Source organism: Bacteroides sp. D1 (genome assembly GCF_000157095.2).
In the GTDB taxonomy this organism is placed as follows: Bacteria; Bacteroidota; Bacteroidia; order Bacteroidales; family Bacteroidaceae; genus Bacteroides; species Bacteroides xylanisolvens.
Genome location: NZ_JH114350.1, coordinates 1,076,132 through 1,092,125, shown reverse-complemented (window position 1 = coordinate 1,092,125; position 15,994 = coordinate 1,076,132). Strand labels below are relative to the sequence as shown.

General features: G+C 44.4%; 16 protein-coding genes. 12 read left to right on the top strand and 4 right to left on the bottom strand.

Annotated elements, in window-relative coordinates; all coding sequences use genetic code 11:
- The 3 genes from BSAG_RS00675 to rfbB all read left to right on the top strand — a co-directional run bounded on the left by BSAG_RS00675 (nt 1) and on the right by rfbB (nt 2,623).
- Nucleotides 1-495 carry a metallophosphoesterase family protein gene (locus BSAG_RS00675; RefSeq protein WP_004316987.1) on the top strand — a complete coding sequence of 165 codons (495 nt, stop codon included), beginning with the start codon at nt 1-3 and terminating at the stop codon, nt 493-495.
- 99 nt (nt 496-594) lie between these two features.
- The gene (gene rfbA, locus BSAG_RS00680) at nt 595-1,464 is read left to right on the top strand and encodes a glucose-1-phosphate thymidylyltransferase RfbA (protein ID WP_004316988.1); all 870 of its coding nucleotides are present in this window, start codon (nt 595-597) and stop codon (nt 1,462-1,464) included.
- Between the two features lie 22 nt (nt 1,465-1,486).
- A complete protein-coding gene (gene rfbB, locus BSAG_RS00685; protein WP_004316989.1) occupies nt 1,487-2,623 on the top strand; it encodes a dTDP-glucose 4,6-dehydratase in 1,137 nt (378 codons plus the stop codon).
- Between the two features lie 3 nt (nt 2,624-2,626).
- Here the strand turns inward: rfbB and BSAG_RS00690 are convergent, their stop codons facing one another.
- The gene (locus tag BSAG_RS00690; RefSeq protein WP_004316990.1) at nt 2,627-3,520 is read right to left on the bottom strand and encodes a 1,4-dihydroxy-2-naphthoate polyprenyltransferase; all 894 of its coding nucleotides are present in this window, start codon (nt 3,518-3,520) and stop codon (nt 2,627-2,629) included.
- A gap of 160 nt (nt 3,521-3,680) precedes the next feature.
- Between BSAG_RS00690 and BSAG_RS00695 the strand changes: the two genes are divergently transcribed.
- Nucleotides 3,681-4,784: a metallophosphoesterase gene (locus tag BSAG_RS00695; RefSeq protein ID WP_369744401.1), complete on the top strand. Its 1,104-nt coding sequence runs from the start codon at nt 3,681-3,683 to the stop codon at nt 4,782-4,784.
- A 196-nt stretch (nt 4,785-4,980) separates the two neighbouring features.
- Nucleotides 4,981-6,270 carry an ATP-binding protein gene (locus BSAG_RS00700; protein WP_004316992.1) on the top strand — a complete coding sequence of 430 codons (1,290 nt, stop codon included), beginning with the start codon at nt 4,981-4,983 and terminating at the stop codon, nt 6,268-6,270.
- Between the two features lie 5 nt (nt 6,271-6,275).
- On the opposite strand, the gene nadD is transcribed toward BSAG_RS00700, so the two are convergent.
- The 3 genes from nadD to BSAG_RS00715 form a co-directional block, all read right to left on the bottom strand.
- Nucleotides 6,276-6,866, bottom strand: coding sequence for a nicotinate (nicotinamide) nucleotide adenylyltransferase (gene nadD, locus BSAG_RS00705; protein WP_004316993.1), 591 nt, complete (start codon nt 6,864-6,866; stop codon nt 6,276-6,278).
- A 208-nt stretch (nt 6,867-7,074) separates the two neighbouring features.
- The gene (gene gmk, locus BSAG_RS00710; RefSeq protein ID WP_004316995.1) at nt 7,075-7,644 is read right to left on the bottom strand and encodes a guanylate kinase; all 570 of its coding nucleotides are present in this window, start codon (nt 7,642-7,644) and stop codon (nt 7,075-7,077) included.
- A 172-nt stretch (nt 7,645-7,816) separates the two neighbouring features.
- Complete coding sequence (locus BSAG_RS00715; RefSeq protein WP_004316996.1) at nt 7,817-8,695, bottom strand: YicC/YloC family endoribonuclease; 879 nt, start codon at nt 8,693-8,695, stop codon at nt 7,817-7,819.
- Nucleotides 8,696-8,784: 89 nt separating this feature from the next.
- Between BSAG_RS00715 and tsaB the strand changes: the two genes are divergently transcribed.
- The 7 genes from tsaB (at nt 8,785) to rseP (ending at nt 15,889) form a co-directional block, all read left to right on the top strand.
- Nucleotides 8,785-9,474 (top strand): tRNA (adenosine(37)-N6)-threonylcarbamoyltransferase complex dimerization subunit type 1 TsaB, encoded by a 690-nt coding sequence (gene tsaB / locus BSAG_RS00720; protein ID WP_004316997.1) that lies wholly within the window; start codon nt 8,785-8,787, stop codon nt 9,472-9,474.
- A gap of 29 nt (nt 9,475-9,503) precedes the next feature.
- Nucleotides 9,504-10,115 (top strand): DUF4290 domain-containing protein, encoded by a 612-nt coding sequence (locus BSAG_RS00725; protein WP_004316998.1) that lies wholly within the window; start codon nt 9,504-9,506, stop codon nt 10,113-10,115.
- Nucleotides 10,116-10,289: 174 nt separating this feature from the next.
- Nucleotides 10,290-11,594, top strand: a complete 1,305-nt coding sequence (gene murA, locus BSAG_RS00730) for a UDP-N-acetylglucosamine 1-carboxyvinyltransferase (protein ID WP_004316999.1) — start codon at nt 10,290-10,292, stop codon at nt 11,592-11,594.
- Complete coding sequence (rimM, locus tag BSAG_RS00735) at nt 11,591-12,142, top strand: ribosome maturation factor RimM (protein ID WP_004317000.1); 552 nt, start codon at nt 11,591-11,593, stop codon at nt 12,140-12,142. The genes murA and rimM overlap by 4 nt, the downstream gene beginning before the upstream one ends.
- Before the next feature lie 139 nt (nt 12,143-12,281).
- Complete coding sequence (locus BSAG_RS00740; RefSeq protein WP_004317001.1) at nt 12,282-13,142, top strand: M23 family metallopeptidase; 861 nt, start codon at nt 12,282-12,284, stop codon at nt 13,140-13,142.
- 97 nt (nt 13,143-13,239) lie between these two features.
- Nucleotides 13,240-14,409, top strand: a complete 1,170-nt coding sequence (locus tag BSAG_RS00745) for a 1-deoxy-D-xylulose-5-phosphate reductoisomerase (protein ID WP_004317002.1) — start codon at nt 13,240-13,242, stop codon at nt 14,407-14,409.
- A 124-nt stretch (nt 14,410-14,533) separates the two neighbouring features.
- Entirely contained in the window at nt 14,534-15,889 is a 1,356-nt protein-coding gene (gene rseP / locus BSAG_RS00750; RefSeq protein ID WP_004317003.1) for an RIP metalloprotease RseP, read from the top strand.
- Nucleotides 15,890-15,994 lie beyond the last annotated feature (105 nt).

Below are 15,994 nucleotides of genomic sequence, written 5' to 3'. Positions count from 1 at the left end.
ATGACAAGAATTGGATTATTATCTGATACTCACGCTTACTGGGACGAGAAATACCTGGAATATTTCGAATCGTGCGACGAAATCTGGCACGCCGGAGACATCGGTTCACTGGAAGTAGCGGAAAAGTTAGCCGCATTCCGTCCATTCCGGGCGGTGTACGGAAACATTGACGGACAGGAAATCAGAAAACTGTATCCTCAAATAAATCGTTTCACGGTGGATGGTGCGGAAGTACTGATAAAACATATCGGCGGTTATCCGGGAAAGTACGATCCTTCCATCATTGGTAGCCTGATGACGCGACCGCCCAAGCTTTTTATCAGCGGACATTCGCATATATTAAAGGTGAAGTATGATAAAACGCTGGATATGTTACATATCAATCCGGGAGCTGCAGGTATGTCTGGTTTCCATAAGGTGCGGACTTTGGTGCGTTTTGTTATCAATCAAGGGGCGTTTCAAGACTTGGAAGTTATCGAACTGGCGGACAAATAAAATAAATGTCCCCGCCTGACTGAAAAATTATTTTAAAATTTTGCCACGTCGGAATTCTTTCCGACCTTTGCACACTGTTAATGAATAACTCAGACGAACATGAAAGGAATTATTCTGGCCGGTGGTAGTGCCACCCGACTTTATCCGCTTTCCAAAGCGATTTCCAAACAAATCATGCCTGTGTATGACAAGCCGATGATTTACTATCCATTGTCGACACTGATGTTGGCAGGAATACGCGAAGTGTTGATTATTTCGACTCCACGTGACTTGCCTATGTTCCGGGATTTGTTGGGAACGGGTGAGGAATTGGGTATGTCTTTCTCCTATAAAATACAGGAACAACCTAACGGACTGGCACAGGCTTTCGTATTGGGAGCCGATTTCTTGAACGGTGAACCGGGCTGTCTGATTCTTGGGGATAATATGTTTTACGGACAAGGCTTTTCTGCCATGCTCCGCCGGGCTGCCAATATAGAAAAAGGTGCCTGCATCTTCGGCTACTATGTAAAAGACCCGCGCGCATACGGTGTAGTGGAATTTAACGAACAAGGGAAAGTTATTTCACTGGAAGAAAAACCGGAAGTGCCAAAAAGTAATTATGCCGTTCCCGGACTCTATTTCTATGATGCCAGTGTGACGGAAAAAGCAGCAGCTCTTCGTCCTTCAGCACGTGGAGAATATGAGATTACAGACCTGAATCGCCTGTATCTGGAAGAAGGCACATTGAAAGTGGAACTCTTCGGACGCGGATTCGCATGGCTGGATACGGGTAACTGCGACAGTCTGCTGGAAGCATCCAACTTCGTGGCTACTATTCAGAATCGGCAAGGTTTCTACGTCAGCTGTATTGAAGAAATCGCCTGGCGTCAGGGATGGATTCCGACGGAGCAATTGCTTCTGTTAGGTCAGCAACTCGAAAAGACCGAGTATGGAAAGTATCTCATCGAATTGGCAAAACAATCCTAAAATCAACATAATAGAATAAAATATGAAAACTTATCTAGTGACCGGTGCCGCAGGATTTATCGGGGCAAATTACATCAAATACATCTTGGCCAAACATAACGACATCAAAGTCGTGATATTGGATGCTTTGACGTATGCAGGTAACTTAGGAACGATTGCCAAAGACATCGACAACGAACGCTGCGTCTTTATCAAAGGAGACATTTGTAGCCGTGATGTGGTAGACGGTCTTTTTGCTGAGTATCGTTTTGATTATGTGGTGAATTTCGCTGCCGAGAGTCACGTTGACCGCAGCATTGAAAATCCGCAACTGTTTCTGATTACCAACATTCTCGGAACACAGAACTTATTGGATTGTGCACGCCGCGCATGGGTAATGGGAAAAGATGAACAAGGATACCCTACCTGGAGAAAAGGTGTACGCTATCATCAGGTATCCACCGACGAAGTGTATGGTTCACTGGGAGCCGAAGGGTATTTCACAGAAACAACTCCGCTTTGTCCTCACAGCCCGTACAGTGCCTCTAAGACTAGTGCAGATATGGTAGTGATGGCTTACCATGATACTTACAAAATGCCGGTAACAATTACCCGCTGCTCAAATAACTATGGTCCGTATCACTTCCCGGAGAAATTGATTCCGTTGATTATCAAGAATATCCTCGAAGGAAAACATCTCCCCGTCTACGGTGACGGCAGTAATGTACGCGACTGGCTTTATGTAGAAGATCACTGCAAAGCGATTGATCTCGTTGTACGTGAAGGTAAAGACGGAGAAGTGTACAACGTTGGCGGACATAACGAGAAAACAAACCTCGAAATCGTAAAACTGACTATTTCAACTATCCACCGTCTGATGGCAGAGAATCCCGAATATCGCCAGGTTCTCAAAAAGAAGGTGAAAGACGAAAACGGAAATATTTCGATCGACTGGATCAACGAAGATCTGATTACGTTCGTTAAAGACCGTCTGGGGCATGACCAACGTTACGCCATCGATCCTACAAAGATTACAAATGCTTTAGGATGGTATCCCGAAACAAAATTCGAAGTCGGTATCGTAAAGACAATCGAATGGTACTTAACCAACCAGGCTTGGGTGGAAGAAGTTACCAGCGGAGATTATCAGGGTTACTACGAAAAGATGTATGGGAAATGATTCTCAACTTACCAACATTCCTATTGCAATAAGAACACCCATAAACAGCATATTACGCGAAGTCTCGCCTAATATGCTGTTTAATTTTTTACCACTATATATTTTCACCATCCGTTTCCAGGTGAGGAAATGAGGAATCAAATAGAGTTGCGGAAGAAGAGCGGCTAAAAAATGACCTTCACGAAGGAAACACAGACAGAGAAGAGAAGCTGTAACACCCAGCATCAAATAAAAATAGCGGCCGAACTTCTCACCGAAACGAACGATCACTGTTCTTTTTCCACTGCGCGCATCCGCTTCCCGGTCACGGTAGTTATTGACTACCAGTAGCGTATCAATCAATAGTCCACAAATCAGAGAGGCGATAGTGACATCCGGCGTCCATGTTAGCGCTTGCACGTAATATGTTCCGCCAACAGGCACAAATCCAAAGAAGACAATCACCAGTACATCTCCCCAGCCGTTGTAAGAAAGAGGATAAGGGCCGGTGGTATAAAGAAAAGCGAATAATACACAAAGCACTCCTACGACAATCAGTTCCCATCCGGCAAAGAAAAGTAATGTGCAACCGATAAGACAGGCAAGAGCAACCGTAATAATAATCCCGGTTTTCATCGCTTGCGGAGAAATCCATCCCTGTGCACAAGCACGTTCGGGTCCCAGGCGATCTTCCCGATCTGTCCCTTTGAGGAAGTCGAAAAGGTCATTGATGAAATTAGCGGCAATTTGCATCAGACTTGCGAACAGACAGCAGATCAGTGCCGGCAACCAGTGAAAATGCCCGTCCATCGCAGCGAGAGCTGTACCTATCAGAACAGGGGTAACGGCTCCTGTAAGAGTTTTGGGACGTGCAGCTAATATCCATGCTTGTAGCGAGTTACGCTTTACTTCTTCCATACTTTAATATATTATAAAGAGTTTTGACGGACAAAGATACATGATTTTTCGTATCTTTGCACCCCAGAAAACTTCAAACTAAGAGAAGATGAAGAAAATAAATGCTCCTGTGATGGAGAAAATAAATACCCTATTGATGAAAAGAATAAATACCCCATTGATGAAAAAAATAAATATCCCATTGATGAAGAAAACGATTTATCCACTGACGAAGAAAACAATCTACCCTGTTATCCTGTTGGCATTGCTTTTGCTTGTTTCCTGCAAATCGAAAAAGAATATGGTGGCTAGCTTGCCGCACCCTGTCTTACATACTGATTCCATTTATCCGGATACGACTAACGCCATTGCCGGACTCTTCGCTCCCGACCACTCGAAACTCAAAGCACTGGCTGTTTCTAAAAACAAAAAGCAACATACAAAGAAAAAGGAGACTGATACCGACGCGGACAAATCCGACCGGATGCTCCGTGGAACCCCAATAACCTCTTCCAGCGTAGATGTGTCATCTGTTTATACAGGAGTGGATCGTGTAGTAAAATACGACTTCACCCACCGCGATGTACCTGAAGCTTTTGAAGGTTTCCGCATCGCTTTCATTTCCGATTTACATTACAAAAGCCTGCTAAAAGAGAAAGGATTGAACGATCTTGTCCGTCTATTGATTGCCCAAAAAGCAGATGTTCTTTTGATGGGTGGTGATTATCAGGAAGGTTGCGAATATGTAGAACCTTTGTTTTCCACACTTGCACGTGTAAAGACACTGATGGGAACCTATGGAGTGATGGGTAATAATGATTACGAACGTTGCCACGACGAAATTGTGAACACTATGAAACATTACGGAATGCGTCCGTTAGAACACGAAGTGGACACGCTGCGTAAAGACGGCCAGCAGATTATTATCGCCGGAGTGCGCAATCCTTTCGATCTGGGACGCAACGGAGTATCACCCACTTTGGCACTCTCTCCCAAAGATTTTGTCATCTTACTAGTTCATACGCCGGATTACATAGAAGATGTTTCAGTAGCCAATACAGACCTCGCTCTCGCAGGACATACACACGGCGGACAAGTCCGTGTATTCGGAGTCGCCCCGGCACTGAACTCACACTACGGCAATCGTTTTATCACCGGACTGGCATATAATACAGCAAAAATACCTTTGATTATAACAAACGGAATAGGAACTTCAAAGTTACCGATCCGTGTCGGTGCTCCGGCAGAAATCATCGTCATAACTCTTCATCGATTGACGGAGTAAGGTATCGTAACTTGGTACAATAACAAACAGAAATAGCAGCATCATACACTTTTCTGATACGACTTTCTGTAATATACCACACTTTTAGGGTCGACTTTTTGTTAAATACCACACTTTTAGGGTATGACTTTTTGTTATTATCCTTTTTAGTGCTTACATTTGTACCTATAAGTAGCTGACAATAAAAGAAAGAAGTATGAGAAGAAATGCAATGCAACAATTGTACGATTGGAAAGAAAAGTCTACACGAAAGCCTTTGATTATTCGCGGAGCCCGTCAGGTAGGAAAGACATGGCTTATGAAAGAGTTTGCGGCTACTGCTTACAAACAGTTTGCCTACATCAACTTCGAAGACAATGAAGTGATGAAAGAGGTTTTTCAAAAAGATTTTGATATCGAACGTATTTTGATGGCTATCCAGTTAGTAACCGGAAAAGTAGTAGATACAGATACCTTAATTCTTTTTGACGAACTTCAGGAAGCCCCACGCGGCTTGACAGCCATGAAATATTTCCTGGAGAAAGCGCCACAGTATCATGTTATTGCAGCTGGTTCTTTACTGGGCATCGCTATGCATCAAAATGACTCTTTCCCGGTGGGAAAAGTCGATTTTATAGACCTATATCCACTTTCTTTTTCCGAGTTTTTAGAAGCTATCGGACAAGAGTCTTTTGTCAGCTTGCTTGCAAAGCAAGATTGGAACCTCATTTCTACCTTCCGTTCTAAATTCACCGACTTCCTTAAACAGTACTATTTCGTAGGAGGAATGCCCGAAGTAGTCAATGCATTTATTGAGCATAAAGACTATACCGAAGTCCGCCAGTTGCAACAAAACATACTGGATTCTTATGACCGTGATTTTTCCAAACACGCTCCTATTGCCGAAGTCCCTAGGATTCGTATGGTGTGGCGTTCGGTTCCTGCACAACTGGCTAAAGAAAATCGCAAATTCATTTATGGAGTTATAAAAGAAGGAGCAAGAGCCAAGGATTTTGAACTGGCCATAGAATGGCTGATAGATGCCGGTCTTATTTATAAAGTAAACCGGGTAAAGAAAGGTGGAATACCTTTATCGGCCTACGAAGATTTTTCCGCATTCAAACTGTTTATGCTAGACACCGGATTAATGGGAGCAATGAGCGGACTCCCCCCACAAGCATTATTGGAAGGCAATGTTTTATTTACCGATTATAAAGGAGCAATTACCGAACAATATGTGTTACAACAACTGAAATCAGTGAAAGGCTTGAATATCTATTACTGGTCTTCAGATACTTCCAAAGGAGAATTGGATTTCCTTTTGCAAAAAGAAATCTGTATTATTCCGGTCGAAGTGAAAGCTGAAGAAAATTTACAGTCGAAAAGTCTGCGCTCTTTTGTTGAAAAGAATCCAGAACTACATGGCATCCGTTTTTCCATGTCAGATTATCGGGAACAAGAGTGGCTGACAAATTATCCGTTATATTCTGCCGGACACATATTATAATATATTCAAAGGCGTATATTATCTTTCTTGATAGCCTCCCAAACTCTTGGATGTAGAAAGTAGCGAATATCTTTCCCTTCACTCAAGGCTTCCCGAATAAAAGTGGAACTGATTTCAAAAACAGGGGAATGAACAAGACGCACGGTTTCCGGCAATTCCTCTTCTTTTACCGGAAAGCCGGGACGAGGATAAATGAGGAGTTGATTCTCTTTAATGATGCGTTCGGACTGGTACCAGTGTCCAAAACGTTCCCAATTATCGGAACCGATAATGAAATAAAATTCCCGGTCGGGATACGCTTCATGAAGTTTCTCCAGTGTATATACGCTATACGAAGGACGGGGCAAATGAAATTCAAAGTCTGAAGCTCGAAAACGAGGATAATCACTGATGGATAACTCCACTAAGTTAAGACGAAGCTCGTCACTCCATAACTCTGCCTTCGTTTTCAAAGGATTCTGCGGACTTACCATAAACCATATTTCATCCAACCCTTCATACTCACAAAGGTAATTGGCTAAAGCGAGATGCCCGATATGAATCGGATTGAATGACCCGCTGAAGATTCCGGTTTTTCTTGTTTTAACTTGATTCATTTTCCGCTATTCTTTCTTGCTTTATTTTCTTTCTCCACTTCGGTAAAACAATAGCTTGTCTGATTGTGAGAAGTAGCGCAATGCCGCTTATGACCCATTGTTGAAAATAAAGGCATACAATAAAAGCAAGAAGATTCATCACACCGGTGACGGCACACAGATACATCCATTTTCGGGTGTTACAGTTCTTCTTGTACATTCTCAAGTCTTATTCTTCGGCTAAAAACTCTTTGATTACTTTCAACGCTTCTGCCTTCGCAGCTTCCAAATCGTCATTGACAATCACACAATCGAATTGCGGAGCAAACCCCAATTCGTATTCCGCCTTAGCAATACGGCTTTCAATGACTTCCGGAGCATCCGTTCCGCGTCCTTCCAACCGGCAACGTAATTCTTCCACCGAAGGCGGTTGAATGAACACTGACAACGCACGGTCACCATAAAACTTCTTGATATTACATCCACCTACCACATCAACGTCAAACACTACATTCTGACCTGCTTCCAGTTGCTTTTCCACTTGTGCCTTCAACGTTCCGTAATAACGGTCCTTATATACTTCCTCATACTCCAAAAATTCGTTGTTCTCAATGCGACAACGGAATTCCTCCGGCGTAAGAAAGAAATATTCCACTCCGTGCTGCTCCGTACCACGCGGAGGACGGCTGGTAGCAGAAATAGAAAATGCAAGATTCAAATTCTGCGTCAGCAGATAATTGATAATAGTAGATTTGCCCGAACCTGACGGGGCAGAGAAAATAATTAGTTTACCGGTCATTATTAAAGTTTATTTGACATTAAGTTATTTACGATTAGACGATTTACGATGTACGATTGATATTATTTTTTGAATTTATAAATATCCAAATGTGTACACTATTATTTCGCAATACTAACTTCAATCGTACATCGTAAATCGTCTAATCGTAAATGAATTTATTGTGAGTAAATTACATCACGTTCAACACCTGCTCCTTAATCTGCTCCAACTCGTCTTTCATCTGAACAACGATTTTCTGCATTTCGGCATGATTGGACTTGCTACCTAACGTATTGATTTCCCGACCCATTTCCTGGGCGATAAAACCAAGTTTCTTACCTTGTCCGTTACCGCTTTCCATTGTACTGATGAAATATTTCAGATGGTTGCTAAGGCGTTGTTTTTCTTCATTGACATCCAGTTTCTCAATGTAATAGATCAATTCCTGCTCCAAGCGGTTCTTGTCGTAATCCACACTTAATGTCTTTTCGAGAGCATCCGTGATGCGTTCTTTCACTTTTTCCACACGCTCTTTTTCGTAAGGAGCGATCTTTTCGAGCAGGCTTGAGATATTGGCGATCTTTTCACGGAACTTCTTTTCCAGTGCAGCACCTTCCTGTTTGCGGAAATCTACCAGATGACTGATAGCATCGAGCACAGTGGCATGCACCATTTTCCATTCCTCGTCGGTCAGTTCCTGGATTTCCGTTTTAGTCATCACATCCGGCATACGGAGCAATGTCTGAAACCAGTCGGCAGGAACAGGAATACCAAGATTCTGCGAGATTGCCAAAATCTGTTTGTAGTAACCTTCCACCAATACTTGATTGATAGGAGTCGCATTTTCTGCCGTTTCTTTCTTCTCGATCCACAGGCTGAAATCAACCTTTCCACGTTCCAGCACTTTAGAAATCTCATTACGGATTTCAATCTCTTTTTCACGATACGCCGGAGCGATGCGAGTGGATAAATCCATTGCCTTGCTGTTGAGCGACTTGATTTCTACATTTATTTTTTTATCAGGAAGTTCGGCCGTAGCTTTGCCGTATCCTGTCATAGACTGTATCATAACCTTAAAGTTTTGTGCAAAAGTACACGAATATTTTAAGAATTGGAAATAATCATGTAAATTTGCGACAATTTAATAAGCTGATTTTTATGTCGTGTATACTGAATATTGAAACCTCTACCTCTGTTTGCTCGGTAGCGGCCAGTCAAGACGGACAGACGATTTTTGTGAAAGAAGATTTGAAAGGCCCTTCACACGCCGTGTCTTTAGGAGTTTTTGTAGATGAAGCGTTGTCTTTCATAGACAGTCATGCCATCCCTTTGGATGCAGTCGCAGTGAGCTGCGGGCCAGGTTCTTACACCGGACTTCGAATCGGGGTTTCTATGGCGAAAGGAGTTTGTTACGGACGTAACGTCCCATTGATCGGTATTCCGACGCTGGAAGTATTGACTGTTCCGGTGTTGTTGTATCACGACTTGCCCGAGGACGCTTTGCTTTGTCCGATGATCGACGCCCGCCGCATGGAAGTATACGCAGCCGTTTATGACCGCAGACTTCAGGTGAAACGTGCAGTAGCTGCCGATATTGTAGACGAAAACTCTTACTTGGAGTTTCTGAACGAGCAGCCGGTTTATTTCTTTGGAAACGGGGCCGACAAATGCCGCGAACAGATCACGCATCCGAACGCACATTTTATCGACAATATTCACCCGTTGGCTAAAATGATGTTCCCGCTGGCAGAAAAAGCAATAGCCGACGAAGATTATAAAGACGTGGCTTACTTCGAACCTTTCTACTTGAAAGAATTCGTTGCTTCCATGCCGAAAAAACTTCTTTAATTTTTAATTTTAAACTTTCAATTAAATAAATGCAATACAATACTCAACAGAAAAGAATGCCGCTTCCCGAATACGGGCGTAGCATCCAGAACATGGTAGATTATGCGTTGACCATTCAGGATCGTGCAGAACGTCAGCGTTGTGCTAACACCATCATCAACATTATGGGAAATATGTTCCCCCATTTGCGTGATGTGCCCGACTTCAAGCACAAGCTCTGGGATCACCTGGCTATCATGTCCGGTTTTGAGCTGGATATTGACTACCCGTATGAAATCATCCGTAAGGACAACCTGGTGACCCGCCCGGATCCGATCCCCTACTCCACTGCCCGTATGCGTTATCGCCACTACGGACGCACACTGGAAGTGCTGATAAAGAAAGCAATCGAATTCCCCGAAGGAAACGAAAAGAGAAACCTGATTGCCCTCATCTGCAACCACATGAAAAAGGACTACCTGGCATGGAACAAAGATACAGTGGACGACAAAAAGATCGCCGAAGACCTGTACGAACTCTCCAACGGGGAACTCCAAATGACTGACGATATCGTCCGGCTGATGGCAGAACGCCTGAACCAGAACTATCGTCCGAAGACGAACTATACCAATAATCGTCAGAACAACAAGAGAAGATACTAAGAAAGTAGGAAATAAGTATTAAGTATAAAGTATTAAGTATTAATCGCAGCCATTTGTTGGCACTGGTTGGATTTCTTTTACTTATTTACTTAGCGTGCGATACCGTACAGTTAATACTTAATACTTAACACTTGATACTTAATACTTTAATCACACTTAATACTTAAAAAATTAATGGCTTCATTTGTAATCGAAGGAGGACATCGGCTTTGCGGAGAGATTCACCCGCAAGGAGCTAAAAACGAAGTTTTGCAGATAATCTGTGCCACATTGCTAACCGCAGAGGAAGTAACGGTGAACAATATACCTGACATTCTTGATGTCAACAACTTGATTCAGCTCTTGCGCGAGATGGGAGTGACGGTTGCAAAGAAAGGCATTGATTCTTATAGTTTTAAAGCAGAGAATGTAGACTTGGCTTATTTGGAAAGCGATGAGTTTTTAAAGAAATGCTCCAGTCTGCGAGGCTCTGTCATGCTGATTGGCCCTATGGTGGCACGTTTCGGCAAAGCGTTGATATCCAAGCCGGGAGGAGATAAAATCGGTCGCCGCCGTTTGGATACTCACTTTGTAGGTATTCAGAATTTAGGAGCGGACTTCCGTTATGATGAAGGACGGGGCATTTATGAAATAACAGCCGACAGACTTCAAGGAAGCTATATGCTGCTGGACGAAGCATCCGTCACCGGAACAGCCAATATCGTAATGGCTGCCGTGCTTGCCAAAGGCACTACTACCATCTACAACGCTGCCTGCGAACCTTACGTGCAACAACTCTGCCGGTTGCTCAACCGGATGGGAGCGAAAATCAGCGGAATTGCCTCCAACCTGCTTACTATTGAAGGTGTGGAAGAATTGCATGGCGCGCAACACACCGTATTGCCCGATATGATTGAAGTCGGCAGTTTTATCGGTATGGCAGCCATGACAAAAAGCGAAATCACCATCAAGAACGTTTCTTACGAGAACCTTGGAATCATCCCCGAGAGCTTCCGCCGCCTGGGCATCAAGCTCGAACAGAAAGGAGATGACATTTATGTTCCCGCACAGGAAACCTACCAGATAGAATCATTCATCGACGGCTCCATCATGACGATAGCCGACGCCACCTGGCCGGGACTGACTCCCGACTTGCTTAGTGTGATGCTCGTTGTAGCCACACAAGCCAAAGGCAGCGTACTGATCCATCAGAAGATGTTCGAAAGCCGCCTGTTCTTTGTGGACAAGCTAATCGATATGGGTGCACAGATCATCCTCTGCGACCCTCACCGTGCCGTAGTCATCGGACACAATCATGGCTTCAAGTTGCGCGGTGCCCGCCTGACTTCACCGGATATACGTGCCGGTATCGCCCTTCTGATTGCCGCCATGAGCGCCGAAGGAACCAGTACCATTAGTAACATCGAACAGATAGACCGTGGTTATCAGAACATCGAAGGACGTCTGAACGCTATCGGAGCCAGAATCACCCGAATATGATAAAGAAAGAAGAAGTATATAAGATAGGATTATTCAATAAACCGCATGGTATTCACGGCGAATTGCAGTTTACGTTTACGGACGACATTTTCGACCGTGTGGACTGCGATTATCTGATATGCCTGCTCGACGGTATTTTCGTGCCCTTCTTCATTGAAGAGTACCGTTTCCGTTCCGACTCCACCGCTTTGGTAAAACTGGAAGGAATAGACACCGCCGAACGTGCCAGAATGTTCACCAACATCGAAGTTTACTTCCCCGTAAAGCATGCGGAAGAAGCGGAAGACGGCGAATTGTCCTGGAACTTCTTTATCGGTTTCCAAATGGAAGACATTCATCACGGACCTCTGGGAGAAGTGATAGATGTAGATAACACTACGGTAAACACCCTTTTTGTGGTTGAAAGAGAAGAAGAGGAACTACTCGTTCCCGCCCAAGAGGAATTTATCGTAGGAATAGATCAGAAACAGAAACTCATCACCGTGGAACTTCCCGAAGGGTTACTCAATCTGGAGGAGTTGGACGCGGATGACACAGCTCCCGGATAAATCAGGCACGAATGACACAGATTCCACGGTTTTCATTAATCAAAATTCACTGGGAAGCCGTGTCATCCGTGGCAAAACAAAGATTAGTCCGGCCGCAGCCCCTTTTAATAGTTTAATTTTTAATCTTTAATTACCAAAGATGCCAAAGAGAAGACGAAGTAAAGCTTTCTGGAAAAATTTCAAGTTCAAGTATAAACTAACGATCGTTAATGAAAATACACTTGAAGAAATTGTCGGACTTCGTGTATCCAAGCTCAATGGACTATCCGTTTTACTTTGCGTGCTGGCAGTGCTTTTCCTGATTGCTTCCTGCATCATTACTTTCACCCCGTTACGCAATTATCTTCCGGGATATATGAACAGTGAAGTCCGTACACAGATTGTAGACAATGCGCTGCGTGTAGACTCTTTGCAACAAGTGCTCAACAAGCAGAACCTCTACATCATGAATATTCAGGACATCTTCAGCGGGAAAGTGCCTATCGACAGCGTGCAAACGCTTGATTCGCTGACTGCTGCCCGTGAAGACACGTTGATGGAACGAACCAAGCGGGAAGAAGAATTCCGCCGCCAATATGAGGAGAATGAAAAATACAATCTGACCTCCATCACTTCCCAACCGGACGTGACCGGATTGATATTATACCGTCCGACACGAGGCATGGTGTCCGACCACTTCAATGCCGAAAAGAAACATTACGGCACTGACATTGCCGCCAATCCCAACGAAAGCGTACTGGCAACCATGGACGGAACCGTCATCCTTAGTACATACACCGCTGAAACCGGTTATCTGATTGGCGTGCAACACAACCAGGATTTAATTTCGATCTACAAACACTGCGGCTCTCTCCTGAAAAAGGAAGGTGAACGGGTGAAAGGAGGCGAAGCCATCGCCCTGGTAGGAAATAGCGGAACACTTAGTACAGGGCCGCACCTGCACTTCGAACTTTGGTATAAAGGTCACCCGGTAAATCCGGAAAAATACATCGTTTTTTAAGTTATCAATGATGAATGATGAGATATGGCGAATGATGAGATATAAGTGATAATCAGCGATGATATGTTTGTCAACAAAATAGGAAGAAATAGATAAAATGAATATAGAGACTAATAAAAAGAAAAAACAAATAGCTATCCTTGGCTCCACAGGTTCTATCGGGACGCAGGCTTTGCAAGTCATCGAAGAGCATCCCGACCTGTACGAAGCATACGCACTGACAGCCAACAATCGTGTGGAACTACTGATTGCCCAAGCACGGAAGTTCCAGCCGGAAGTGGTAGTGATAGCCAACGAAGAAAAGTATTCCGAACTGAAAGAAGCATTGAGCGACCTGCCTATCAAGGTGTATGCAGGAACCGACGCTATCTGTCAGATTGTGGAAGCAGGTCCTATTGATATGGTATTGACAGCCATGGTCGGTTATGCCGGACTGAAGCCGACAATCAACGCGATCCGTGCCAAGAAAGCGATTGCGTTGGCAAATAAAGAAACATTGGTAGTAGCAGGTGAACTGATTAACCAGCTGGCACAACAATATCGCACTCCAATTCTGCCGGTAGACTCTGAACACTCCGCCGTTTTTCAGTGTTTAGCGGGAGAAGTGGGCAATCCGATTGAGAAAGTGATATTGACTGCCTCCGGAGGTCCGTTCCGCACTTACACTTTGGAACAATTGAAGTCCGTGACTAAGACACAGGCCTTGAAACATCCCAATTGGGAGATGGGAGCGAAAATCACGATTGACTCTGCTTCTATGATGAATAAAGGTTTTGAAGTGATCGAAGCCAAATGGCTGTTCGGTGTCCAACCCAGTCAGATTGAGGTGGTTGTGCATCCGCAATCAGTCATTCACTCGATGGTGCAGTTTGAGGATGGAGCTGTAAAAGCACAGTTGGGCATGCCCGATATGCGCCTACCCATCCAGTATGCATTCTCCTATCCCGACCGTATCAGTTCTTCTTTCGACAGGCTCGATTTCTCCAAATGCACGAACCTGACGTTTGAGCAACCCGACACGAAACGTTTCCGCAATCTGGCACTCGCTTACGAAGCGATGTATCGCGGAGGGAACATGCCTTGCATCGTTAATGCCGCCAATGAAGTAGTGGTAGCCTCTTTCCTGAAAGACGGCATCAGCTTCCTCGGCATGAGCGACGTGATAGAGAAAACAATGGAACGGGCCACCTTCATTGCCAACCCGACCTACGATGATTATGTGGCTACCGATGCGGAAGCAAGAAAGATAGCAGCAAGTCTGATATAATTCATTTCGTAGAGGAATAAAGAAAATAGAGAAATTGATTAGTATTAATATAAATTGAAAATAGCCTTTATATCTTCTCTTTGGCAGAGAATCCAGTGAAGGCTTTAAATTGTAAATAGACTATATGGAAACATTTTTGATTCGTGCCCTGCAATTGATTATGAGCTTATCTTTGCTCGTTATCATTCATGAAGGCGGGCATTTTCTTTTTGCCCGTTTGTTTAAGGTGCGTGTAGAAAAATTCTGCTTATTTTTTGACCCCTGGTTCACCCTGTTTAAATTCAAGCCCAAGAAAAGTGACACAGAATATGCAGTAGGTTGGCTGCCATTGGGCGGTTATGTCAAGATAGCCGGTATGATTGACGAGTCGATGGATACCGAGCAGATGAAACAACCCGAACAACCGTGGGAGTTCCGTTCCAAACCGGCGTGGCAACGTCTGCTAATCATGGTGGGTGGCGTACTGTTCAACTTTCTGTTGGCCCTGTTCATCTACTCGATGATTCTATTTGCGTGGGGCGACCAATATATAAAGGTGCAGGAAGCTCCTCTCGGTATGGATTTCAACGAAACAGCCAAATCCGTAGGTTTTCAGGACGGCGACATCCTTCTTTCTGCCGACGGCGTTCCTTTTGAACGTTATGACGGCGATATGTTGAGCCAGATTGCCGACGCCCGCGAAGTAAGCGTTATCCGCAACGGTGCGAAAGCCTCCGTTTATATCCCTGAAGACTTGATGCAACGCCTTCTGGCAGACAGCATCCGTTTTGCCTCCTACCGTTTCCCGTATGTGATAGACAGTGTGATGGTGAATTCTCCTGCCGCACAAGCAGGCATCCAACCAGGCGACAGCATTATCGCCCTGAACGGAACACCGATTTCTTTCTCCGACTTCAAAGAAGCGATGGCAGAACGTAAGAAAAACGCGGAAACCCTGCTCAAAGACAGCATAGATCCGCGCCTGATTACACTGACCTATGTGCGTGGCGGCGTAACCGACACATTGAATATGCGTGTAGACTCCGCCTACCTGATGGGTGTAACCGCCTGTCTCGTCACAGACCGCCTGCTCCCTATGGTGAAAAAAGAATATACTTTCTTTGAATCCTTCCCGGCAGGTGTCTCCCTCGGCGTAAAAACCCTGAAAGGATATGTAGGAAACATGAAATACCTCTTTTCGAAAGAAGGAGCCAAACAGCTAGGTGGCTTCGGAACGATCGGCAGCATCTTCCCCGCTACATGGGATTGGCACCAGTTCTGGTATATGACAGCCTTCCTTTCCATCATTCTGGCTTTCATGAATATCCTCCCTATCCCCGCATTGGACGGCGGCCACGTGCTCTTCCTCTTCTACGAGATGATAGCTCGCCGCAAACCGAGCGACAAATTTATGGAATACGCTCAAATGACCGGTATGATTCTACTCTTCGGTCTGTTGATATGGGCTAACTTCAACGATATTCTAAGGTTCTTCTTCTAACAGACCAAACGACAGAAGAAAGACATAAAAAAGTATCCCGGATGAGAACAGGTATTCACTCCTCTCTCATCCGGGATACTTTTTTATAGTTGCTTGCCTTTAAAT

What these genes read in the sequence shown, in the direction of transcription:
- rfbB (WP_004316989.1), top strand. Translation starts at nt 1,487, where the DNA reads ATGAAAACTTATCTAGTGACCGGTGCCGCAGGATTTATCGGGGCAAAT.
- BSAG_RS00675 (WP_004316987.1), top strand. Translation starts at nt 1, where the DNA reads ATGACAAGAATTGGATTATTATCTGATACTCACGCTTACTGGGACGAG.
- murA (WP_004316999.1), top strand. Translation starts at nt 10,290, where the DNA reads ATGGCTTCATTTGTAATCGAAGGAGGACATCGGCTTTGCGGAGAGATT.
- BSAG_RS00740 (WP_004317001.1), top strand. Translation starts at nt 12,282, where the DNA reads ATGCCAAAGAGAAGACGAAGTAAAGCTTTCTGGAAAAATTTCAAGTTC.
- gmk (WP_004316995.1), bottom strand. Translation starts at nt 7,644, where the DNA reads ATGACCGGTAAACTAATTATTTTCTCTGCCCCGTCAGGTTCGGGCAAA.
- rseP (WP_004317003.1), top strand. Translation starts at nt 14,534, where the DNA reads ATGGAAACATTTTTGATTCGTGCCCTGCAATTGATTATGAGCTTATCT.
- BSAG_RS00725 (WP_004316998.1), top strand. Translation starts at nt 9,504, where the DNA reads ATGCAATACAATACTCAACAGAAAAGAATGCCGCTTCCCGAATACGGG.
- nadD (WP_004316993.1), bottom strand. Translation starts at nt 6,866, where the DNA reads ATGAATCAAGTTAAAACAAGAAAAACCGGAATCTTCAGCGGGTCATTC.
- BSAG_RS00745 (WP_004317002.1), top strand. Translation starts at nt 13,240, where the DNA reads ATGAATATAGAGACTAATAAAAAGAAAAAACAAATAGCTATCCTTGGC.
- BSAG_RS00695 (WP_369744401.1), top strand. Translation starts at nt 3,681, where the DNA reads ATGAAAAAAATAAATATCCCATTGATGAAGAAAACGATTTATCCACTG.
- rfbA (WP_004316988.1), top strand. Translation starts at nt 595, where the DNA reads ATGAAAGGAATTATTCTGGCCGGTGGTAGTGCCACCCGACTTTATCCG.
- BSAG_RS00700 (WP_004316992.1), top strand. Translation starts at nt 4,981, where the DNA reads ATGAGAAGAAATGCAATGCAACAATTGTACGATTGGAAAGAAAAGTCT.
- rimM (WP_004317000.1), top strand. Translation starts at nt 11,591, where the DNA reads ATGATAAAGAAAGAAGAAGTATATAAGATAGGATTATTCAATAAACCG.
- BSAG_RS00690 (WP_004316990.1), bottom strand. Translation starts at nt 3,520, where the DNA reads ATGGAAGAAGTAAAGCGTAACTCGCTACAAGCATGGATATTAGCTGCA.
- BSAG_RS00715 (WP_004316996.1), bottom strand. Translation starts at nt 8,695, where the DNA reads ATGATACAGTCTATGACAGGATACGGCAAAGCTACGGCCGAACTTCCT.
- tsaB (WP_004316997.1), top strand. Translation starts at nt 8,785, where the DNA reads ATGTCGTGTATACTGAATATTGAAACCTCTACCTCTGTTTGCTCGGTA.